The sequence below is a fragment of the Halobaculum litoreum genome (assembly GCF_030127125.1).
Taxonomy (GTDB): domain Archaea; phylum Halobacteriota; class Halobacteria; order Halobacteriales; family Haloferacaceae; genus Halobaculum; species Halobaculum litoreum.
This window is the reverse complement of sequence record NZ_CP126156.1, coordinates 1920068-1941834: the sequence shown is the minus strand read 5'-3', so window position 1 is coordinate 1941834 and position 21767 is coordinate 1920068. Positions and strand designations below refer to the sequence as shown.

Below are 21767 nucleotides of genomic sequence, written 5' to 3'. Positions count from 1 at the left end.
GGAATAAGGGTTGCGAATGACCGCGGCCGTGCGGCCGACTCGCACGCGCCTACGGCCGGGTGAGCCGCACGTCCAGACAGACGTTCAGTTCGTGGGGCGCGTACGACCGCACCTCCCGGCGCGTCACCACCTCGACGGCGTAGCCGGCGGGCTCGGCGGCCGCGCGGACCGCGCGCTCGCTCGGGCCGAACGGGTCGTCCTCGTGGGCCATGTCGTACAGGTGGAGCACGCAGTCGTCGCCCGCGAGCCGGACCGCCGTCTCGAGGAACTCGTCGGCGCTGTGCGGGAGGTTCATCACGACGCGGTCGGCCCAGCCGTCGTACTCGCCGGTGGTCTCGCGCACGTCCCCCTCCACGGCGGTGATCCGGTCGGTGACCCCGTTGCGGGCGGCGTTCTCCCGGAGGTAGCGGATCGCGGCGGGGTTGACGTCGCACGCGAGCACGTCGGCGCCGCGGGCGGCCATCGGCACCGCGAACGGGCCGACGCCCGCGAACATGTCGACGACGCGCTCGCCCTCGCGGACCTGCTCGACGACGCGGTGGCGCTCGGTCGCGAGCCGCGGCGAGAAGTACACCGCGGCGATGTCGAGGGCGAACTCGTGGCCGTACTCCCGGTGGACGGTCTCGGTGTCGTCGCCGTGGAGCACGTCCCACTCGCGGACGCGGTACTCGCCGGCCACCTTCGAGGCGCGGTTCACCACCGTCTCGCAGGGGACGTCCGACTCGACGACGGCGTCGGCGACCTCGCGGGCGCGCTCTGGGTCGTCCTCGTCGAGGATCACGACGTCGCCGAGGCGCTCGTAGGAGGGCTCGACCCCCAGCAGGTCGGCGGGCGAGACGGTCCCCTCGCGGGCGCTCGTCTCGCGGAGGACCACCTCGTAGCCGGCCGCGCGGGCGGCGTCGCCGTCGACCACGGGGAGGAAGATGTCGCCGTCGGCCACGTCGATCTCGCGGTCGCCGTCGAGGAGGTCGCGCTCGGCGAGCGCCTGTCTCGTCGTCTCGCCCTCCGTGACGGGGGCGCGGACGCACGGCGTGGACATACCCGGGGTCGGCCGGCCGCGCGAAAAGGGCTACCGGTCCGGGGCGACGCCCCGGTCGAGCAGCGCCGCGGGGTCCAGCTCCGACACCAGCGCCGCCGCCGCGTCGTACGGGTCGTGCGCGTCGGCGTCGGCACCGGCGTCCGCGGCGGTCGGCCGTTCGCGCCCCGCCCGGTCGTACACGGCGTCGACGAACGCCGCCCGGACGGCGTCGTTCTCGAACAGCCCGTGGAGGTACGTGCCGGCGACGTCGCCGACGGCGACGCTCCCGGCCTCCAGCGGGGTCGCGAGCGGCGTCGCGTCGTCCGTCGGCTCGGTCCGGCCCATGTGGATCTCGTACCCCGAGACGGTGCCCGCGACGCCCGCGAACGGCCCCGCGCCGTCGACGTCGACGGTCACCGCCTCGACGCGCTTCGCCTCGTCGAACCGCGTCTCGACGGGCAACAGCCCGACGCCCGCCACCTCGTCGGCGTCGCCGGTGCCCTCGACGGCGGCGTTCGTGATCCGCTCGCCGAGCAGCTGGTAGCCGCCACAGATCCCGACGACCGGCCCGTCGAACGCCCGCAGCGCCGCGTCGAAGCCGGCCTCGCGGAGCGCGAGCAGGTCGTCGACGGTGTTCTTCGTCCCCGGGATCACGACCGCGTCGACGCCCGCGAGGTCGGCCTCCGGCGGGAGGTACGCCACCCGGACGCCCGGCGTGCGCGCGAGCGGCTCCAGGTCCGTGGCGTTCGAGACGCGCGGGAGCCGCGGCACCCCGACGGTGACCGCGGCCGCGACGCCGTCGTCGTCGCCGACGACGCCCCGCTCGCCGACGGGCGGGAGCGACACGCTGTCCTCCGCGGGGAGGCCGGGGTCGTCGTACGGGAGCACCGCGGCGACCGGGACGCCCGTGCGCCGTTCGAGGTCGGCGACCCCCGGCTCCAGCAGGCTCGCGTCGCCGCGGAACTTCGTGATCGCCGTCGCCGCGACGCGCTCGCGGAGGTCGTCGGGCACGAGTTCGAGCGTGCCGTAGAGGCTGGCGAACACGCCGCCGCGCTCGATGTCGCCCAGCAGGAGGATCGTCGCGTCGGCGAACCGCGCCGTCTCGACGTTCGCGAGGTCGCGGTCGTGGAGATTGATCTCGGCGATCGAGCCGGCGCCCTCGGCGACGACGACGTCGTGCTCGGCCGCGAGCCGACGGTACGCCCGTTCGGCGGCGTCGCGGGCCCGCTCCCAGTGGTCGTCGTAGTAGCTACCCGCCTCGAAGTGGCCGACAGCTTGGCCGTCGATCACCAGTTGGCTCTCGCCGTCGCCGCGCGGCTTCAACAGGACGGGGTTGCAGTCGGTGGTCGGGGGGACCCGCGCGGCCCGCGCCTGCACGTACTGCGAGACGCCGATCTCGCCCCACTCGCCGTCGGGCGTGGCCACGGCGCGGGCGTTGTTGCTCATGTTCTGTGCCTTGAACGGCGCGACCGACACGCCGGCGTCCGCGAGGCGCCTGCACAGCCCCGCGACGACGGTGCTCTTGCCGACGTGGCTCGCGGTGCCCGCGACGAGCAGGGTCGCCGCCGAGTCGGACGCCCCGCCTCCGGCCGGCCGCTCGTCCGTCGCCCCGTCCGTCGCCCCGTCCGCGCCGGTGTCGTCGCCCATCAGAACTCGGTGCCCTTGCGGGCGCGGTGGCCCTCGTCGAACGGGTGTTTCACCTTCCGGACGTTCGTGATCAGGTCCGACACCTCGTCGAGGTAGGCGGGTTCCTCGTGGCCCCCCGTGAGCACGAGTTCGAGCGCGTCGGGCTTGGCCGCCGCGAGCGCGACGAGGTCGTCGGGGTCGACGAGCCCGCGGTTGGCGGCGTACACCACCTCGTCGAGGACGAGCATGTGGGCGCCGGCCGCGGGGTCGCCGTCGAGCGCCAGCGGCGCCGTCAGGTCGGCGTCGGCCCAGCCGTCGACCAGCTCGCGGGCGCGCTCGAAGCCGTCGGCCGCGCGGGCGGCGTGGTCGACCTCGTCGGTGCCGTCGGCCATCCCGTGCCAGCCGTAGTGGCCCGAGTGCTCGTAGCTGATCCCCGGCACCGCCGCGATGGCGTTGTACTCGCCGCGGACGTCCTCGACGCTGGCGGCGCCGCCCTTCATGAACTGGAGCAGGTGGACGCGGTAGCCGTGGCCGGCGGCGCGAAACGCCATCCCCAGCGCCGCGGTCGTCTTCCCCTTCCCGTCGCCCCACCACGTCTGCACGAGGCCGAACTCGTCGGGGGCGCTCGGTTCGATCGTGCGCGCCGCGGGAGCGACGCCCTTGCCGGGCGTGTTCGCGTGGCGGTCGGCCGGCGCGTCGTCGTCGGGAGCGGTGCCGTCGGTCGTGTCGGCTGTGTCGTCGGTCATGGTCGTGTCTCGTGGGTGTGGGTGGCCGTCTCGGTCGCGCTCACGGGCGGAACACCTCGGTGTCGCGGTCGGTGACGACGCCGTACTCGGCGTCGGCGACGCTGTCCGGCAGGGGGCGGTCGCCGGCGGCGTAGCGGGCGTCGAGGCTCGCGCGCACGGCGTCGCGGACGCACGCGCGGGCCGCCCCGCCCACCGCGGTCGCGCTCCCCGAGAACGGCGCCGGGTCGCCGTCGCGCGCGCTCCCGACGACCACCGCGTCGCTCGTCGTTCCGGGGAAGCCCGTCGCCGCGAGCAGGGTCGCCGCCTTCGCCTCGGCGGCGACGGCGACGAGGTTCGCGAGCGCGCCGTCGTCGAGGCGGCGCTCGGTCCACGCGAGGACGTTCACCGTCCCGCGGCCGGCCGACTCCGTCCCGTCGCGCGCGGGCGGGTCGGCGACGGCTTCCGGGACGTCCGGGTCGCCGTCCGCGACCGCGTCGGCCTCGACGCCGACCGGCCGCTCGGTCCCCGTGGGGAGTGCCGCGGGGTTGGAGACGCCGGCGGTCGCGACGACCGTCACCGGGCCGGCGCGCGCGGCCCGCGCGTGGCGCATGTCGACGCCGGTGAGCAGCGCCGGCCCCGTCGGCGGCGCCTCGAAGCCGGCGCCCCCGACGCGCTCGGCGACGTACGCGTCGAGGTCGGTGCGCGCGAACCCCTCGGGCACCGAGACGTTGTACGCGGCGGCCGCGTCGGCGAACCCGCCGGCCCACCCCGTCGACAGCCAGCGCGTCCCCGGCCGCCGGAGTTCGAGCACGCCGTCGGCGACCCGCAGGTCAGGCGTCACGCAGCACCTCCAGCAGGCGGTCGTTCTCCGCCGGCAGGCGGACGGCGACGCGGACGTGGCTGTCCAGCCCGCGGAACGTCGTCGCGTCGCGCACCGCGATCCCCGGGCGGCCGCGTGGGCGACGACGGCGTCGGCGCCGCGCTCGCCGACGTCGAGCAGGAGGAACGGCGCCTCCGAGGGGGCCACGCCGTAGCCGGCGTCGGCGAGCCCGGCCCGCAGTCGCTCGCGCTCGCTCGCCACCCGGGCGCGCGTCTCGCGGACGAACGCCTCCCGTCGCATACAGTGGGCGCCCGTCGCCAGCGCGGGCGCGCCGAGGTTCCACGTCCGCCGGGCGTTCGCCAGCGCCTCGCCCCACGCGCCGGTCGCGACGGCGAACCCCGCCCGGATCCCCGGCAGCCCGAACAGCTTCGTCAGCGAGCGCGCGACGACCACCCCCTCCTCGCCCGCCAGCGACGGACGGTCGGTGAAGCCGAGGAACGCCTCGTCGGCGAGCAGCGGGGTGTCGGCCTCGCGACACCGCGCCGCCAGCGCCTCCAGCGCCGTGCGGTCGTACCCCGTCCCGGTCGGGTTGTTCGGGGTGCAGACGACGACGAGCGCGTGGGCCGCGGGGTCGACGTCGACCACCGCGTCGTGGGGGACGAACACCGGCTCGCCGCCCTGCAGGCGCACCTCGCGGGCGTACTCGCCGAAGCTCGGCGCCGGCACCGCGACCGTGTCGCCGGGGTCGACCGCCAGCGCGACGGTCAGTCGGATCGCCGCCAGCCCGCCCGGCGTCGGCACCACGTCGGCCGGCTCGCAGCCGACGTAGTCGGCGGCCGCCCGGCGGTAGTCGGCCGGGGCTCCGCGGGGTACGTCCGCGCGGCGTCGAACGCCTCGCGGTACACCCGCCCGACGCCGTCGGGGATCAGCGGGTTGCAGTTCGCGCTGAAGTCCAGCACGTCGGGGTCGTCGCTGCTCCCGTGGGGCGTACGCGGCTCGTCGCGCGCGGCGTCGAGGTTCACGGCGCCCCCGCCAGCGCCGCGGCGACCCGGTGGTCGCGCGGTCGGTTCACGTTCACGGCCAGCCGGTCGTCCGCGCAGACGATAGGCTCGTCGGCGGCGTCGGCGACGACGTTCAGCCCCGTCGGCGCGACCGCGCGGCCGTCGACGGTCGCCGTCGCGTCGACGCTGACGCCCAGCCGTCGCTTCCGGTCGACGGAGACGTACGCCGCCAGCGACGCCCCCGCGAACCGGTCGAGGACGCGGTCGACGCAGTCGCCCGCGAGCAGCGGGAGGTCGCTCGCGACGGTGACGACGGGGCGCTCGACCCGCGCCAGCGCGTGGCCGAGGTCCGCCACGTAGCCGTCGCCGGGCGCGTCGATTACGGCGACGCCGTCGCGCTCGCGGAGGCGCTCGCGGGTCGCCGGCGTGTGCGGGGAGACCACCGCGTGGACGTCGTCGACCCGGCTCTCGGCGAGCGCGCGGACGACCCGCTCCACCATCGGCGTGCCGGCGACCGGCACGAGCGGCTTCTCGACGTCGCCGCCGAGGCGGGTGCCGCGCCCGCCGCACATCACGAGAGCGTCCACGCGACCACCCCCGCGTGCAGTCCGGCCACCCGGGCCAGTTCGTTCGTCGCGCCGAGCACGTCGCCGCTGACGCCGCCGAGGCGTGCGGTCGACCACCACAGCGCCGCGCCGGCGACGGCGCCGGCGGCGCCGAGGACGGCGAGGCCGGGCGCGAGCGCGGGCCACCCGAGGAGCGCGACGGGCGCGGCGACGGCGGCGACCCCGAGCAGCGAGCGCGGGCCGGACTCGGCGGTCAGCGCGGAGCCGAGCCCCTCGTGGGCGGCGTCCCCGAGACACACGACGGTCGCCGTCGCCGCCTTCGCGGCCACCTCGGCGGCGACCACGAGGCCGACGGCGGCGACCGGGAGCACGGGGGCGAGCCGCGCCAGGTCGACCACCAGCAGGGCCGCCGCGGCGTGTCCGAGGACGACCAGCCCGAGCGCCAGCGCGCCGCCGACGCCGAGGGCGCTGTCCGCCAGCACCTCGCGGCGCCGGTCGGCGTCGCCGTGGACGACCGCCGCGTCGCCCAGGTCGGCCACGCCGTCGAGGTGGGTGATCCCGGTGACCGCGTACAGCCACGCGACGACCGCCACCGCGGCCGTCTCGGGCGGAACGGCGACGCCGCGGCCGGCGGCGACGGCGACCGCCGCCACCGGGAGCGCGACGAGCGCGCCGACGAGGTAGCCGGCGGCCGGCATCGCCGCCGGCGTGCGGCGGAACGCCTCCCAGCCCGCCTCCGTGTTGCCGACCGGGATCCGAGAGAGGAACCCCACGGCGCCGCGAACCGCCGCCAGCGCCCTCACAGCCACGCCACCACCCCCGCACAGCAGAACGACAGCCACCCGGCGACGGCGACGGTCCGCACGCCGGCCCGGGCGCGCTCGACCGACGGGAGCGGCGCGTCGGGGTTGAGGTCGTAGTGGCCCCGCTTGGCGAGGCGACTGCCAACCACCGCGGCGGTCGTCGCCATCGGCCACCCGGAGTTGGGCGAGGACGGCAGCCGCGCCCACCGGCGAGCCGTCGCGAGCGCGGCGGGCGAGCGCCCGGCGACGGCGAGTGCGACCGCCGACACGCGCGCGGGGAGCCACATCACGGCGTCGTCGAGGCGCGCGCTCGCTGTGCCGTGGGGCTTCCCCGGATAGCCGAGCATCGAGTCGAGCGTGTTGACGCCCTTCACCCAGCAAGCGGCGGCGACGCCGACGGCGACCGACGCCTGCGCGCCGACGGCGAACGCCAGCAGGGGGCCACGAGGCCGTCGGCGAGGTTCTCGGCGGCGCTCTCGACGGCGGCGCTGCGGAGTTCGGCCGGCGACAGCGACGCCGTGTCGCGGCCGACGAGCGCGAGCGCCGCCGTCCGCGCGGCCGCGGGGTCCGCCTCGCTGTGGGCGACCACGTCGCGGGCGGCCCCCACGAGCATCCGCAGGCTCGTCGTCGCGAACAGCGCGAGCCCCGCGACGGCCGCGACGAGCACCGACGCGTCGACGGGGACGCCGCCGGCCGCGACGACGCGCGGGACGGCGGCGACCGTCGCCCAGCCGACGGCCCCGGCGGCGAGCGGGAGCGCGACCGCGACCGCGACGCCGGCGGCCCGCGGGCGCGCCCACTCCCGGTCGGCGCGGGCGACGACGCGGCCGAACAGCGCGACCGGGTGGACCCGGCCGGGGAACTCCTCGACGGTCGCGTCGAGCGCGGCCGCCACGGCGACCGCCGCGAGCGCGGTCAGCCCCATCGCGCCTCCGCGTGGGCGGGAAGGTCGGCCAGCGGGACGTCGTCGACGGCGACGAAGCGACCGCCGTAGCGCTCGACCCCGCCGTCGGTCGCGGGGTCGTCGCCGACGTGCACCAGCCGGTCGACCGGCACCCCGAGCCCCGCGGCGACGTCCGCGAACGCGCCGCGGGCGGGCTTGCGGCGCCCGCAGCCGACGCTCGTCGTGACGGCGTCGAACGCCGCGCGGTCCAGCGCCGAGCGGTCGAGGCTGCGCGCGACGAGTCCCGGGACGCTGCAGTTCGAGCAGACGCCGACGGGCCCCCGCTCGGCGAGCGCGGCGACCGCGGCGACGGCGCCCGGGCGGGTCCGGACCGGCCGGTCGAACGCCGCGCGGACGGCGGCGACGGCGTCGTCGACGAACGCGCGGGCGGGGCGGTCGGCGCGGCTCGCGAGCGCCGCGGCGACGTGGTGGTGGAGCGGCCGCTCGACGCCGGGCGCGTACTCGAACTGCGGCTCGGCGTACGCGGCGGCCCAGTCGTCCGGGACGGCGACCCCGCGCTCGGCGAGCGCCGCCGCGACGGCCGCGGCCGGGTCGTCGGGGCGGTCGACGCCGACGAGCGTGCCGAACAGGTCGAACGAGACCGCGGCGACGCCGCGGTCGCCGGCGCCGCCGTCGCTCGCGGCCGCCCCGCCCGGGTGTCCGTCGGCGCCCGCCATCTCAGATCCCCTCCACGAACCCGCCGAAGGCGAAGCGGGCGTCGCCGACGACGGTCTCGCCGACACCGGAGGCGGTGCCGCCGAGGACGACCCCCTTCATCGGTCGGCCCCCGCGCGGTCGGCTCCTCCGGGTTCGGGTCCGGCCCCATCCACGGTCTCGGTGTCGGTGTCCGGAGCGTCCTCGTCGGCGAGCAGGCGGTCGTACACCGTCACGACCCGCTCGCGCAGGGCGGCCATCCCGACGTCGGCGTCGTCGACGAGCGCGAGCGCGCCGCCCATCCCGACGCCCTCCTTCGCCTCGCCGGCGACGTAGGCGTCGGCCGCCGGGTGGTCGAGGCGGTCGAACCCCGGGTCGGTCGCGCGGAACGCGAGCCGAGGTCGGCGGCGAGCGCGGCGACACCCGCGGTGTCGTCGTCGGCGACGAACGAGGTGGTCGCGAGCGTCAGGGGGTCGTGGACGCCCGCGTGGCGGACGAGCGCCGCGGCGGCGGCCAACTGCGTCCCGCCCGCGAGGGTCACCGCGGTGCCGCTCCCGACGGCGCCGACGGTCAGCCCCGCGACCGCGGCGAGCACCGGGTCGCCGACGGCCGCGACCGCCCGGTGCGGGTCGCCGGCCGCGTCGCCCGGGGCGAGGCCGCTGGCGTCCAGCCCCTCGGCGACGACCCGCCGCTTCAACTCCAGCGGGTTCGCCGGCAGCGACGAGGAGACGGTCGGCGACTCCCCGAGCGCGGTCAACACGCCGAGGGCGGTCGTCGTACCCCCGGGATCGTCTCGCCGACGACGAGCCGGTCGTCGGGGAGCGCCGCCCCGAGTTCGCGGGCGGCGGCGAACGTCTCCTCGGCGCGCGGGACGGCGACGGCCTCGCGCACGTCGTTCCCCGGCCCGGCGCCCACGTCGACCGTCGGCGCGCCGGTGGTGCCGCCGACGCCGGCGTCGACGGCGAGCACGTCGACCCCCAACAGCTCGCGGGCCGCGCGCGTCACGACGGCGGGGTGGGACAGCCCGTCGGGCTGACGGGGACGACCGGCGCGAGCGTCGGCTCGCCGTGCACCACCACGTCGAGATCCGCGCCCGGCGTGTGCGGGAGCAGGTCCGGGGCGGCCCCGGCGGCGCTGATCCCGTCGATCCGCGCGGTCGCGGTCGACCCGGCGACGACGACGAGTCTCACGGTCCGGTCACCGCCGGCGGCTGGGCCCGTTGCATGCGCCTACACCCCCGCCGGCCGAGCATAACAATTGTGGATGCGTTAGGACAAATCCGATTGTCCACGGGCGGGCCGGGTCGGCGGGACCGCCTCGGTCCGGCCCGGCGCGCGTCACTCCGAGCGCGGCCGCGGGTCGCCGTCGCGCAGCGCCGTCACCATCGGCGACCCCACCGTGGGGTCGTCCTCGACGGCCGTCTCGACGCCGAAGGCGGCGTCGAGCGCGTCGGCGGCCAGCACCTCCCGCGGCGTCCCGGCGGCGCGCACCCGGCCGCCGGCGAGGAGCACCAGCCGGTCGCACACGCGCGCGGCGAGGTTGAGGTCGTGGATGGCCGCCAGCGCGGCCTTCCCGTCGTCGACGACGCCGCGCACGAGGTCGAGCGTCCCGGCTGGTGGTTGATGTCGAGGTTGGCGGTCGGCTCGTCGAGCAGGAGCGCGGGCGTCTCGGCGGCCAGCGCCCGCGCGAACAGGACGCGCTGGCGCTCCCCGCCCGACAGCGTCGTCACCGGGCGGTCGGCGAACGCGGCGACGTCCGCCCGCTCCATCGCCCGCTCGACGGCCGCGCGGTCGGCCGCCGTCGTCGTCCCGAACCGCGAGACGTACGCGGTGCGGCCCATCTCGACGACCGTCTCGACGGGGAACTCGAACGCCGTGTTCGTCTCCTGTGGCACCGTCGCGACGAGGCGGGCGACCTCCCGCTGGGAGAGGCCGGCGCGGTCGCGCCCGTCGAGTTCGACGGTGCCGTCGTCGGGGGCGAGCGTCCCGTTGACCGCCGCGACGAGCGTCGTCTTCCCCGCGCCGTTCGGGCCGACGAGGCCGACGAGCTCGCCGCGCCCGACCGTCAGGGAGACGCCGTTGAGGACGCGCTCGCCGCCCCGGTCGACGACGAGGTCCCGGACGGCGATCAACGGGGACCCGTCCCTGTCGTCGGCGGCGGCGTCGCCGTCTTCGTCGCCGCCGTCGGCCGCGGCGGACCCGTCGCGGTCGCGGCTCACAGGTCGTACACCTCCCGCGTCCGCAGCAGGTACAGGAAGAACGGCGCGCCGGCGGCGGCGGTGACGATGCCGACCGGGAGTTCGGCGACGCCCGAGCGCGCGACGGTGTCGGCGACGACGAGGAAGCTCCCGCCCGCGAGCGCGCTCGTCGGGAGGAGGATCCGGTGGTCCGGGCCGACGACGAGGCGGACGGCGTGGGGGACGATGAGGCCGACGAAGCCGATGACGCCGGAGACGGCGACGGCCGTCCCCGTCAACACCGACGAGATGGCCAACAGGGCGCGTTTGCTCCGCTCGGCCTCGACGCCGAGCGCGCGGGCATCCGTCTCGCCCAGCAGCAGGACGTTGAGGTCGCGGGCGTACGCGAACAGCGCGAGCGTCAGCGCCGGCACGAGGACGGCGACGACCGCCACCTCGCCCCAACTCGCGCCGCTGAGGTGGCCCATCAGCCAGTACGTCACCCGACGGATCGACTCCCCGGAGTGGAGCAGCAGGTACGAGACGACCGCCCCGAGGAACGTCTGGACGGCCACGCCCGCGAGCAGCAGCGTCGCCACCGGCGTCCGGCCGTCGCGGCTGGCGATCAGGTAGACGCCGAAGCCGGCGACGAGCGCGCCGCAGAAGGCGGCGAGTTGCAGCCCCGCCCCGCCCGCCAGCAGGGGGCGGAGCGGACCGAGGAACGCGAGCACGGCCGAGGGGGCGACGATCCACGAGACGGCGCCGACGGCCGCCCCCGAGGAGACGCCGATGACGCCCGGGTCCGCCATCGGGTTGCGGAAGAACCCCTGCATCACCGTGCCGGCGGCCGCGAGGCCGACGCCGACGAACGCCGCCAGCAGGATCCGGGGGAGGCGCACGCGCATCACGATGGCCGCGTGCGTCTCCGACACCGAGAACGCGAACGGGTGGGCGAACCGAACGCGCAGCGGCGGCCCCGCGGTCAGCGGGCCGCCCCCGCCCGCGACGCCCGTTCCCCACTCGACGCCCGCGGGGACGACGACGGCGTTCGCGACGACCGCCAGCACCGTCCGGGCGGGCACCGCGACGGGGCCGACGCCGGCGCTCACGGTGACGACCCCCGCGAGCAGGGCGAGCAAGCCCGCCGAGTAGGCGGCCGCGCGACGGTACACCTCGGTCACGAATTCAAGGCTGTTTGCATTAGGTAAATATTTATTGTCTTGTCCGGTTGGCTGGGGACGTGACACGACGGACACGGACGCTGTTGATCGCGACGCTGTTGGTCGTCGCCGCGGCGGTCCCGGCGGTCGGGGCCGCGGCGGGCGCGGCGGGCACGGCGGACGGGGCGAGCGCACGGTCGGCGGCGTCGACCGGCGCGGCGGTCGCACAGACGCAGGCGACCTGCGCGTACCCGCTGACGGCGACGGACGCGACGGGGACCGAGGTGACGCTCGACGAACGGCCCGAGCGCGTGACGACGCTCAACCCCAGCGCGGCCCAGACGATGTGGGAGATCGGCGGGAAAGCGCAGGTCGTCGGGGTGAGCCAGTACGCTTCGTACCTCGACGGCGCCGAGACGCGCACGAACGTGTCGGCGGCCGGCTTCGGCGTCAGCGTCGAGAAGGTGGTCGGCACGAACCCGGACCTCGTGCTCGCGCCGAACGCGAGCTCCGCGGAGACGATCCGGTCGCTCCGGGAGGCGGGCCTGACGGTGTACCACTTCCGCGGCGCCACCACCGTCGAGGACGTGGCGAACAAGACGACCCTGACGGGCCGGCTGACGGGGAACTGTGCGGGCGCCGCCGAGGCGAACGCGTGGATGACCGCGAACGTCGAGACGGCGCGCGAGGCGACCGCCGACACCGAGGCCGCGCGGGCGCTGTACCCGCTGGGCGGCGGCTACATCGCCGGCACGGGGACGTTCATCGAGGCGATGATCGAGACGGCCGGCGGCACGAACGTCGCCGCCGAGCGCGACCTCGCGGGCTACCCGCAGGTCAACGACGAGGTCGTCGTCGACCTCGCGCCCGACTACCTCGTCGTGACCGACTTCTCGTCGTACCTCGTCGGCGAGGAGCCGTACGCCTCCACGCCGGCGGTCGAGAACGACGACGTCGTCGAGGTGAACCGCGACTGGATGAACCAGCCCGCACCGCGCTCGGTCGTCATGGGCGTGCGCACGCTGACGCGCGGGTTCCACCCCGACGCGGCGGGCGCGGTCGCGTTCGAGACGCGCGCCGAGGCCGTCGCCGCGATGGAGACGCCGACGCCGACGGCGACCGCCACGGAGAGCGAGCCGATCACCGACACCGCGACGCCGGCGGCCGTCGACGACACGCCCGCCGAGCCGGCCACCGAGACCTCGGCCCCCGGCTTCGGGGTCGCGCTGGCGGTCCTCGCGCTCCTCGGCTCGGCGCTGCTCGCGCGGCGCGACCGGTAACCGACCGACGGCGAGCGCCCCCGCGGTTTTATCTCCCGCCACGGGAACCGCACCCACATGAGCGCGAGCCCCGTCGACCGCCTCCGCGAGAACGCGACGGCCGTCGTCAGCACCCTCGTCACCGGGATCTGGCTGGCGGCGCTGTTCAGCGGACAGGACTGGTGGCTGGCGGCGCTGCTGTTCGGCTACGTCGTCGTCGTCCCGCTGACGGCGATGCTGTTCGGCGACGAGGACGACATCGAGGAGTGGTGGGACGAGGAGGTATCCGGGATCGAGGGGCTCGGCGGCTCGGACGACGGGGGCGACGCCGTCACGGCGGAGCCGCCGAGCGACCCCGACACGCGCGACGCGCTCGACACGCTCCGGGATCGCTACGCGCGCGGCGAGCTGACCGACGAGCAGTTCGAGCGGAAACTGGAGCGCCTGCTGGAGACGGAGTCGCTGGAGGACCTCGAGGACCGCAAGCGGCGCGAGCGGGAGTCCGAGTCCGAGTTCGAGTTCGAGCGGTAGCCCGGCGGCAGTCCGGACCGGGCCCGGACGGCTCGCCGTCGCCCGGCGATAGCACCCTTTTTCCGCGCGGGCGCCGGCGTTCGGCGTATGGTCGAGAACGTCCTCTACCCCGCGTACTTCGACGCGGCGTACACCCGCGCCGAGGGGCGCCGCGTCCCCGAGGACCTCGCGGTGGCCGAGCCCACCGTCGACGAGATCGCGAAGGCCGTCCAGCAGGTCGGCTACGACGCGAAGATCGAACGCGACAAGACGTACAGCCGGGAGTACGAGCCCCGCGGCTGCGTCGTCGTCACGGGCACCGACGAGACCGCCAAGAACGACCTCGTGCAGGCCGTCGGCGCCTACCTCGGCGTCATCCGCGGGGACTGAGGCGGTGGGTCGATGAAGCGCGTCGGCGAGGTCGTCCGGACCGCACAGGGGCTCGCGGTCGTCCGCGTCCCCGAGGGCGCCGAGCCGGCCCGCATCGGCAGCGAGGTCGTCGACGAGTCGCTGTCGACGGTCGGGCGCGTCGTCGACGTGTTCGGCCCCGTCTCGCGCCCCTACGTCGCGGTGTCGCCGAGCGACCGCGAGCGGTTGACGGGGCTGCTCGGCGCGAAACTGTACGCGCGGTAGCGCTGTCCTCGGTTCCACACGACCACAAGGCGTATGCCGTATTCGGGTGGAACACCCCGCTGTGCCCTCCGACGGTCCCGTCGGTCGCGCGGTCGCGATCACAGTCGTGCTCGTGCTCGTTCTGCTCGCCGGCTGTACTGGTGTCTCCGTACCGACCGGAGAGCCGTCCACCCACGCCGCCGAGACGACCGGGAATCCGTCCGAGGTCGCGGGAACGATCGAAGCGAGGGTGGTCGACTCGTCTCCCGACGACGCCGAGCCCGTAGAACTCGACGAGCTGTCCGACGACAAGTACGTCGCGGTCGTCGAACGCGTCGTCGACGAGTATCGGGCGAACGAGTCGCAGTTCTCCGCGAGCGTCACCTACACCAACGGCGAATACGACTCCGTGATCGACCAGTACGAGGCGATCACGTCGGACGATTCGTACGCGTACGTCGAACACGAGAACGAGACCGTCCGTATCGAGGTGCTCGTCTACGAGTAGGGAGTCGAGCCGACGACGGCCGCGGACGATTTCCCGATCGTCCGGGCGGGCTCGGGGGGAGCGGGACCCGGCGGGTCGACACCACCCGCATAGAACGCCGGGACGGTCGTCCCGTCAGGCTTTACCTGTCCGGTCGCAAAGCCGCGTTCAACGATGGCACGAGCAGCCGAGCGGGCCGAGTTGGTGCCCGTCATCGGGCTGGAGGTCCACGTCCAGCTCGAGACGGACACCAAGATCTTCTGCGGGTGTTCCACGGAGCCCGCCGAGGACGAGGAGCCCAACACGCGCGTCTGTCCCACCTGCCTCGGGCTCCCCGGAGCCCTCCCGGTTCTCAACGAGGCGGCCGTCGAGGCCGCCGTCAAGGTGGGGAAGGCGCTCGACGCCGACATCCCCGAACAGACCCGCTTCCACCGGAAGAACTACTACTACCCCGACCTCCCCAAGAACTTCCAGATCACCCAGTACGACGCCCCGCTGTGCGCCGACGGGGAGCTGGAGTTCTCCCACGAGGGCGACCGCCGGACGGTGAACGTCCGCCGCGCCCACCTCGAGGAGGACCCCGGGAGCCTGCGCCACGTCCGCGACGGCCCCGCGGATCTGGACGTGCGCACGACCTCGGTCGACCGCGCGGACTACTCGCTGGTCGACTACAACCGCGCCGGCACGCCGCTGATGGAGGTCGTCACCGAACCCGACTTCCGCCACCCGAAGGAGGTGCGCGCCTTCCTCGAGAAACTGGAGGAGGTGCTGGAGTACCTCGGCGTGTTCGACGCGAGCCGCGACGGGAGCCTCCGCATCGACGCGAACCTCTCGATGGTCGACGCCGAGGAGGTGGCCGACGACGGCTCCATCGCCGACGAGGTGCTGGAGTCGGCGAACCGGACGGAGGTGAAGAACATCTCCAGCCACAAGGGCGCCGAGAAGGCGCTGGGCTACGAGCGCAACCGGCAGGAGAACCTCCTGCGCCGCGGGAAGGCGGTCGAACAGGAGACGCGCCACTTCAACGAGACGCACGGCAACACCGTCTCGATGCGCTCGAAGGAGGAGGAGAAGGACTACCGCTACTTCCGCGAGGCCGACCTGCCGGCGCTGCAGGTGTCCGACTGGAAACAGCGCATCGCCATCCCGGAACTGCCGGACGCGCGCCGCGAGCGCTTCCGCGCGGAGTACGGCCTCGACGAGGAGGCCGCCTCGAAGCTCACCTCCCGCAAGGCCGTCGCCGACTTCTACGAGGACGTGGCCGAGCAGTTCGACCCGGATCTGGCGGCGGCGTGGGTCGCCGACACCCTGCTGGGCGAACTCAACTACCGCGACATGGCCGTCGAGGACGTCACCCACCGCCTCGACGAGTTCACGCGCCTCGTCGAACTCGTCGCCACCGACGAGGTGACGACGAAGAACGCCGAGGAGGTCGTCCTCCGCACGATGCTCGACGAGGGGCTGGCCCCGGACGAGGTCGTCGAGCGCGAGGGACTGGGCACCGCGGACGACGACGAGGTCGCCACCGCGGTCGCGGCGGCCATCGACGAGAACCCCGACGCCGTCGACGACTACCACAGCGGCGAGGGCGGCGCGATCAACTTCCTCGTCGGGCAGGTGATGCAGAAGACGGGCGGGTCGGCCGCGCCGGACGACGTGAACGCGATGCTGCGCGAGCGCTTGGACGGCTAACGCCGCCGCGCGAACGCTTTTCCCCCCGCCGGCTGCACGGCCGGTGTGCGACGCCTGCTCGCGCTGTGTTGTCTGCTCGCCCTCGCCGGCTGTACGTACGGGGCGGCGCCACAGCCGACGCCGACCGCGGTGGAGTACAACGTGACGAACCTCGACGCGGCCCCGGTCGCCGTCGAGATCGCGACCGCGGACACACCGGTCGACTCGCTCGTGTTCACGGCGCCGAACGGGACGGAGCGGACGGTCCCGGCGCCGTACGACGGCGACACCACGGCGCCGCGGACGGCGATCCTCCGCCCGTCGAACGTCTCGGCGGTGGCGGCCCCCGGCGCGAGCGTCCGGGCCACGATCACTGTCGACGGCGACGCGTCCCGAACCGGGGCGCTCGACGCGAACGGCACCGAGACCTTCGTCGTCGTCGCCCGGTCGCAGGGGCGGGTCGTCGCGGTCGGCCTCGCCGCCTGCACCCTCGACACGCGGGCGTACTACCTCGACTTCACCAACGGCGGCTACGGACCGGGCGTCGGCATCGCCTGCCGTGGCGGCTCGTGAGTCGCCGTCGGCTCAGTCGTCGGTCGCGACGCCGTCGCTCTCCTCGGCGTCGTCGGCCGGCGCCGCCCCGGCCGTCGCCGGCTCCGGGTCGCCGCCCTCGCCGTCGACCACGCCCTCGGTCCACCCGCCGCGGAGGAACCACAGCGCGCCGACGACGAACGAGCCGACGGCGCCGAACGTCCACGCCCACCACAGCCCGTCCGGCCCCAGCCCGAGCCCCGACACCGGCCCGATGCCGGGCACGACGACGGTGAACGAGTACGCGAGGACGAGCGCCGCGGGGATGCGCAGCCCCCACCGCGACAGCAGCGACAGCCCCATCGCGGTGCGGGTGTCGCCGGCGCCGCGGAACGCCCCCTGTAACACCATCAGCCCGCCGAAGGCGGCCCACGCGAGCGCCGTGATCCGGAGGAACGAGACGCCCTCCCTGACGACGTCCGCGTCGGCGACGAACACCCGGATGGCGACCGCCGGGAACAGCCACACGAGCCCCCCGATGGCGAACAGGACGGCCATCGTCGCCCCGGTGCCGGTCCACGCGACGCGGCTCGCGCGGTCGGGCGTGTCGGCGCCGAGGTTCTGGCCGACGCCCGTGGCGGTCGCCTGCCCGGTCGCGCCGGCGACGGTCCACGAGACGGACATCAGCCGGACGCCGACGCCGTAGGCGGCGGTCGCGGCGGGGCCGAACCGTGCGACGAGGGCGGCCATCGCGACGGCGGCGAACGACCGCGCCCAGCCGTCGAGCGTGCCGGGATAGCCGATGTCGACGAGCTTGCGGAGGACCGCGGGGTTCGGCTTCAGGTCGCCGGGGTGGAGTTGGATGCCCCAGTCGCCCTTCAGGAGGACGTACACGCCGACGGCGGCCGCGAGCGCGCGGGCGAGGAACGTCGCGAGGGCGGCGCCGCGGGTGCCCATCGCGGGCACCGGCCCGAGGCCGAGGATGAACACCGGGTCGATGACGATGTTGACGCCGGCGGAGACGGCGACGATCCACATCGCCGTCTTCGTGTCGCCGGCGCCCTGCAGGGAGGCGCGGAACGCGAAGAACAGGAACGTGAGCGGGAGCGTGAGGAAGATGACCTCGATGTACGCGAGCGCCTCCGTGAACACGAGCCCCTCCGCGCCGATCCAGTTCAGGAGGGGCCGGCGCGCGAGGAAGCCGGCGGTGCCGAGCGCGACGGCGACGGCGACGGCGAGGAGCGTGGTCTGGCCGACGACCTCGTCGGCGGCGCGGTCGTCGCCGGCGCCGACGTGCTGGGAGACGAGCGCGATGGTCGCGGCGGTGAGCCCCATCGCCGTGGAGACGAACATCCACGACAGCGGGAACATCAGGGAGACGGCGGCGACCGCCTCGGGGCTGACGCGGCCGACCCAGAACACGTCCGCGAGGTTGTAGAGGGTCTGGAGGAGGTTGCCGAGGACGAGCGGCCACGCGAGGCTGAACAGCCGGGGCGTCACCGCCCCCTCGGTCATGTCGACGCGCGCGTCGGTGTTCGCCATTGGAGAGCGTCTACCGTCCGGGTGTGGCGTCGGCGCCTAAGGGTTGTGGAGGCGGCCGCGGCGGCCGGCGTCCGTCCTACGACCCGCCCGCGGTGTCGCGCCCCACGCGGAACAGCAGGAGCGCGCCCACCAGTACCGCGACGACCTCGAACACGCGCTCGGTGAGCGGCTTCGCCGTCAGGAGGCCGCTCACCCGGTCCTCGTACACGAGCACGTACTCGCCCTCGTGGCTGTAGATGCGCCCGCCGTCGATCCGGTCGAGCGGCTCGTTCCGCCGCGCCTCACCTGTGTCGAGCGCCTCGCGGACGGCGGACGGAGCGCCTTCCGGGTCCGCCGCCACGTCGTCGAGGGCGGTCTCCGGGTCGACGCGGTCGAGCCCGTAGACGAACGACTCGTCGGCGTGGTCGTACGTCAGGGTCCGCTCGTAGACGGCGCCGTGGGTGCCGAACACGACGTACCGCGGGCGCGGCGTGGCGGGCTCGCCGTTGAACGCCTCGATCCCCGGGTAGTCCACGCGGACGTCGCCGTGACGGAGGCGCGACTCCAGATAACAGCCCGTGTCCTGGTCGGCCGTCGCGAGCGCGGAGAGACACGCGATCTGGTCGGTCGGCCCCGCCCAGAAGCCGGGTTGGTCGAGGCCGATCTCGCCGCCGTCGGTCTCGATCTCGGCGGTGCGGTAGACGTAGTCGGTGCCGGTCACGTCCAGCGGCGGGCCCCACAGCGGCGCCGCGACGAGGAGGAGGGCGAGCGCGAGGCGGACTCGCGAGCGGGTGTCCATACCGGCACCAGCCGTCGTTTCCACAAGAAGGCGGCGGCTCCGGCGCGCTCAGGGCTCGTCGTCGCCGCCGTCGGCGGCGACGCCCGCCGACGCCGCGTCACGGCGGACGGCGAGCCGTCGGCGGGCCCGCGCGGTGCCCGTGACGGCGACGTACCCCGCGAGCGCGACGAGACGATGGTGCCGCCGGCGGCGACGCCGAACCAGTACGACAGCGAGACGCCCGCGACCGTGGCGACGAGGCCGGCGGCGACGCCGGCGCCCATCGCCCGCTTGAACCCGGTGACGGGGCCGGCCGTCGCGACGGGGATCACGAGCATCGCCGCGACGAGGACGACGCCCATGATCTGCATCGCGCCGACGACCACGACCGCGGTGAGCACCGCGAGCAGCCGGGTGTAGCGGGCGGCGTCGACGCCCGCGGCGCGGGCGCCCACCTCGTCGAAGGTGACGTACACGAGCGGGCGGTAGGCGGCGCCGACGACGAGGCCGACGCCGACGGTCAACGCGAGCAGGAGTCCGGCGTCGGCCCGCGAGACGGTCGCGAGCGAGCCGAACAGGTACGCGTCGATGCCGACGGCGATGCCGCCGTCGGCCGCGGTGATCAGGACGCTCCCAACGGCGAACGACCCGGTGAGCACCATCGCCAGCGACGTGTCGCGGGAGGCGCTCGCGTAGTCGACGAGCGTCTGGACGACCAGCGCCGCCAGCGCCGCGACGACCAGCGCCGTCGCCAGCGGCGGGACGCTCGTCGCGAACACGCTGTTGACGAACAGGCCGGCGGCGACGCCCGCGAACGCGGCGTGCGCGAGCGTGTCGCCGATCATCGCCGACTCGCGGTGGACGAGGAAGCTCCCCACGAGCGGGCCGACGACCGCGACGCAGACGGCCGCGAGGTACGCCCGCTGCATGAACGGGGACGCGAGCACCCCGACCCCCGTCGCGCCCGCGAGCGCGTCGAGGAGCCCGCCCCACACGTCGTCGAGGACGACCCCGAGCGCGCGGTCGACGGCGCCGGCGGCGACGAGCGGCGCCGCGACGGCGGGGGCGGCGACGCCGGTCACGGGTGATCGTGAGCGACGACGTGGTGGCCGGCCCCGTACGCCTCGGCGAGCGCGTCCGTCTCGACGAACGAGTCGGGGTCGCCGTGGAAGAACAGCGCCCGGTTCAGACACGCGATCTCGGAGGCGTGGGTCGTCACCACGCCGATGTCGTGTTCCACGAGGAGGACGGTGATCCCCTCGGCGTTCAGCTCGCCCAGCAGGTCGTAGAACGCCTCGCGCGACTCGGCGTCGACGCCGACGGTCGGCTCGTCGAGCGCGAGCAGGTCGGCCTCGGCGGCCAGCGCCCGCGCGATGAACGCCCGTTGGCGTTGCCCGCCGGACAGCCGCCCGATCCGTCGGTCCGCGAGGTCGGCGATGCCGACCCGGTCCAGCGCCGCGGCGACCGCCCGGCGGTCGGCCGCGTCGAACCGGCGGTACAGCCGGCCGGGGTACCGACCCATCCGGACGACCTCGGCGACGGTGACGGGCATGTCGTCGCTCGCGCCGCCGACGTCCTGCGGGACGTAGCCGACGCGCCCCCGTCGCCGCGACGGTGGGCCGGCTCGCCGAACACGCGCACGGCGCCGCCGTCGGGGCGGACCAACCCCAGCGCCAGCTTCAGCAGGGTGGTCTTCCCCGACCCGTTGGGTCCGACGAGCCCGAGGAACGCCCCCGGCTCGACCCGCAGCGACACGTCCTCGACGACCGGCCGCTCGCCGTACGCGAACGTCACGTCGTCGAAGGCGACCGCGGCGCTCATTCCGCGAGGGCCCGCTCCAGCGTCGGGACGTTCACGTTCTCCATCACGTCGAGGTACCCCCAGTCGTCGGCGGCCCACGCCTCGGTGAGCCCGGGCATCGCGGTCAGCGGGAGCACCGCCTCGGCGGCCGTCTCCGCGACGATCTGGTCGGCCGCCCGCTGTGACTCGATCGGGTCCGCACAGACGTACCGCAGGTCGTGTGTCTCGACAACCTCGCGGGCGCGCTCGAGGTCGCGCGTCGTCGGCCGGTCGTCGGGCCCGACCCCGGTGAGCGTCTCGACGTGGACCCCGTATCGGTCGGCCAGATAGCCGAACGAGCCGTGGCCGGCGACGAGCACCGTCTCCCGCGAGGCCCCGTCGACGAGCGCGGCGACGCGCTCGTCCAGCGAGGTCAGCGCCGCGCGGAACGACTCGGCGTTCGCGGCGTGGGCGTCGGCCGCGTCCGGGTCGACCCTCGAGAGCGCGTCGCGGACGGTCGCCGTCGCGTCGCGGACGCGCAGCGGGTCCATCCAGAAGTGGGGGTCGACGCTCCCGTGGTCGTGGTCGTCCCCCGACTCGCTCCCGTCGTGGTCGCCCGACTCGTCGTGGTCATCGGTGTGGTCCTCCTCGGTGTGCTCCGCCTCGTGCTCCCCCTCGTGGTCGTCGTCGTGACCCTCGCCGGCGGCGAGCAGGGCGACGTCGGCGGCGACGTCGACGGCGGTCACGTCCGCGTCGTCGGCCGCGAGGTCGCCGAGCACGTCGTCGACCCACGGCTGGAACCCCTCCGGCCCGTGGACGAGCAGGTCGGCGTCGCGGATCGCCTCGCGGACGCGCGGCCCCGGCTCCCAGCCGTGGCCGTGCTGGCCGACCGGCACGAGCAGGTCCGTCGTCGTCGCGTCGCCGGCGACCTCGCGCGCGACGCCGCCGAAGACGAAGAACGACGCCTGTGCCGCCGCATCCCCGTCCGCCCCCGCGGCGGTCGCCGCCCCGGCGTCGCCGAGACAGCCGGCGACCGCGCCCGTCGTCAGGACGCCGGCGGACGCGAGGAGCGAGCGTCGAGTGTAGTCCATCTCTGATTGTTAATCAGTCCACTCGGAATATTAACT

The 21767-nt window shown here is 75.2% G+C and carries 20 protein-coding genes and 4 pseudogenes; 7 read left to right on the top strand and 17 right to left on the bottom strand.

The window, feature by feature from the left end; translation table 11 throughout:
• Window positions 1-49: 49 nt before the first annotated feature.
• From P0R35_RS10640 to btuC, 12 genes and pseudogenes are all read right to left on the bottom strand, one after another.
• A complete protein-coding gene (locus tag P0R35_RS10640; RefSeq protein WP_284012450.1) occupies window positions 50-1039 on the bottom strand; it encodes a class I SAM-dependent methyltransferase in 990 nt (329 codons plus the stop codon).
• Window positions 1040-1069: 30 nt separating this feature from the next.
• Window positions 1070-2665: a cobyric acid synthase gene (locus P0R35_RS10635; RefSeq protein ID WP_284012449.1), complete on the bottom strand. Its 1596-nt coding sequence runs from the start codon at window positions 2663-2665 to the stop codon at window positions 1070-1072.
• Complete coding sequence (locus P0R35_RS10630) at window positions 2665-3390, bottom strand: cob(I)yrinic acid a,c-diamide adenosyltransferase (protein WP_284012448.1); 726 nt, start codon at window positions 3388-3390, stop codon at window positions 2665-2667. Before P0R35_RS10630 ends, P0R35_RS10635 begins: the two co-directional genes overlap by 1 nt.
• Window positions 3391-3430: 40 nt before the next feature.
• Entirely contained in the window at window positions 3431-4180 is a 750-nt protein-coding gene (locus tag P0R35_RS10625) for an adenosylcobinamide amidohydrolase (protein ID WP_345782770.1), read from the bottom strand.
• 19 nt (window positions 4181-4199) lie between these two features.
• Window positions 4200-5211 (bottom strand): annotated as a pseudogene (locus tag P0R35_RS10620) (aminotransferase class I/II-fold pyridoxal phosphate-dependent enzyme).
• Window positions 5208-5762, bottom strand: coding sequence for an NTP transferase domain-containing protein (locus tag P0R35_RS10615; RefSeq protein ID WP_284014608.1), 555 nt, complete (start codon window positions 5760-5762; stop codon window positions 5208-5210). The pseudogene P0R35_RS10620 and the gene P0R35_RS10615 overlap by 4 nt, the downstream one beginning before the upstream one ends.
• Window positions 5762-6559, bottom strand: a complete 798-nt coding sequence (locus P0R35_RS10610) for an adenosylcobinamide-GDP ribazoletransferase (protein ID WP_284012447.1) — start codon at window positions 6557-6559, stop codon at window positions 5762-5764. Before P0R35_RS10610 ends, P0R35_RS10615 begins: the two co-directional genes overlap by 1 nt.
• Window positions 6556-7484 (bottom strand): annotated as a pseudogene (locus P0R35_RS10605) (CobD/CbiB family cobalamin biosynthesis protein). Before P0R35_RS10605 ends, P0R35_RS10610 begins: the two are co-directional and overlap by 4 nt.
• On the bottom strand, window positions 7475-8179 hold the full coding sequence (locus P0R35_RS10600; protein WP_284012446.1) for an HAD family hydrolase: 705 nt from the start codon (window positions 8177-8179) through the stop codon (window positions 7475-7477). Before P0R35_RS10600 ends, P0R35_RS10605 begins: the two are co-directional and overlap by 10 nt.
• Window positions 8180-8275: 96 nt before the next feature.
• Window positions 8276-9346 (bottom strand): annotated as a pseudogene (locus tag P0R35_RS10595) (nicotinate-nucleotide--dimethylbenzimidazole phosphoribosyltransferase).
• A 188-nt stretch (window positions 9347-9534) separates the two neighbouring features.
• Entirely contained in the window at window positions 9535-10374 is an 840-nt protein-coding gene (locus P0R35_RS10590; RefSeq protein WP_284012445.1) for an ABC transporter ATP-binding protein, read from the bottom strand.
• Window positions 10371-11504, bottom strand: coding sequence for a vitamin B12 ABC transporter permease BtuC (gene btuC, locus P0R35_RS10585; protein WP_284014607.1), 1134 nt, complete (start codon window positions 11502-11504; stop codon window positions 10371-10373). Before btuC ends, P0R35_RS10590 begins: the two co-directional genes overlap by 4 nt.
• Window positions 11505-11572: 68 nt before the next feature.
• Between btuC and P0R35_RS10580 the strand changes: the two genes are divergently transcribed.
• From P0R35_RS10580 to P0R35_RS10550, 7 genes are all read left to right on the top strand, one after another.
• Complete coding sequence (locus tag P0R35_RS10580; RefSeq protein WP_284012444.1) at window positions 11573-12772, top strand: PGF-CTERM-anchored ABC transporter substrate-binding protein; 1200 nt, start codon at window positions 11573-11575, stop codon at window positions 12770-12772.
• Between the two features lie 57 nt (window positions 12773-12829).
• On the top strand, window positions 12830-13282 hold the full coding sequence (locus P0R35_RS10575) for an SHOCT domain-containing protein (protein ID WP_284012443.1): 453 nt from the start codon (window positions 12830-12832) through the stop codon (window positions 13280-13282).
• Between the two features lie 87 nt (window positions 13283-13369).
• Window positions 13370-13651 (top strand): signal recognition particle subunit SRP19, encoded by a 282-nt coding sequence (gene srp19 / locus P0R35_RS10570; protein ID WP_284012442.1) that lies wholly within the window; start codon window positions 13370-13372, stop codon window positions 13649-13651.
• Between the two features lie 12 nt (window positions 13652-13663).
• The gene (locus P0R35_RS10565) at window positions 13664-13894 is read left to right on the top strand and encodes an H/ACA ribonucleoprotein complex subunit GAR1 (RefSeq protein ID WP_284012441.1); all 231 of its coding nucleotides are present in this window, start codon (window positions 13664-13666) and stop codon (window positions 13892-13894) included.
• Between the two features lie 61 nt (window positions 13895-13955).
• Window positions 13956-14381 carry a hypothetical protein gene (locus P0R35_RS10560; RefSeq protein WP_284012440.1) on the top strand — a complete coding sequence of 142 codons (426 nt, stop codon included), beginning with the start codon at window positions 13956-13958 and terminating at the stop codon, window positions 14379-14381.
• A gap of 153 nt (window positions 14382-14534) precedes the next feature.
• A complete protein-coding gene (gatB, locus tag P0R35_RS10555) occupies window positions 14535-16052 on the top strand; it encodes an Asp-tRNA(Asn)/Glu-tRNA(Gln) amidotransferase subunit GatB (protein ID WP_284012439.1) in 1518 nt (505 codons plus the stop codon).
• A 45-nt stretch (window positions 16053-16097) separates the two neighbouring features.
• Window positions 16098-16604, top strand: coding sequence for a hypothetical protein (locus tag P0R35_RS10550; RefSeq protein WP_284012438.1), 507 nt, complete (start codon window positions 16098-16100; stop codon window positions 16602-16604).
• Between the two features lie 12 nt (window positions 16605-16616).
• On the opposite strand, the gene P0R35_RS10545 is transcribed toward P0R35_RS10550, so the two are convergent.
• The 5 genes and pseudogenes from P0R35_RS10545 to P0R35_RS10525 all read right to left on the bottom strand — a co-directional run bounded on the left by P0R35_RS10545 (window position 16617) and on the right by P0R35_RS10525 (window position 21731).
• On the bottom strand, window positions 16617-18104 hold the full coding sequence (locus tag P0R35_RS10545; RefSeq protein ID WP_303657575.1) for an MATE family efflux transporter: 1488 nt from the start codon (window positions 18102-18104) through the stop codon (window positions 16617-16619).
• Window positions 18105-18180: 76 nt separating this feature from the next.
• Window positions 18181-18882, bottom strand: a complete 702-nt coding sequence (locus P0R35_RS10540; RefSeq protein ID WP_284012437.1) for a DUF8127 domain-containing protein — start codon at window positions 18880-18882, stop codon at window positions 18181-18183.
• Window positions 18801-19943 carry a metal ABC transporter permease gene (locus tag P0R35_RS10535; protein ID WP_284012436.1) on the bottom strand — a complete coding sequence of 381 codons (1143 nt, stop codon included), beginning with the start codon at window positions 19941-19943 and terminating at the stop codon, window positions 18801-18803. Before P0R35_RS10535 ends, P0R35_RS10540 begins: the two co-directional genes overlap by 82 nt.
• Window positions 19940-20682: pseudogene (locus P0R35_RS10530) on the bottom strand (metal ABC transporter ATP-binding protein). Before P0R35_RS10530 ends, P0R35_RS10535 begins: the two are co-directional and overlap by 4 nt.
• The gene (locus P0R35_RS10525) at window positions 20679-21731 is read right to left on the bottom strand and encodes a metal ABC transporter substrate-binding protein (protein WP_284012435.1); all 1053 of its coding nucleotides are present in this window, start codon (window positions 21729-21731) and stop codon (window positions 20679-20681) included. The pseudogene P0R35_RS10530 and the gene P0R35_RS10525 overlap by 4 nt, the downstream one beginning before the upstream one ends.
• Window positions 21732-21767 lie beyond the last annotated feature (36 nt).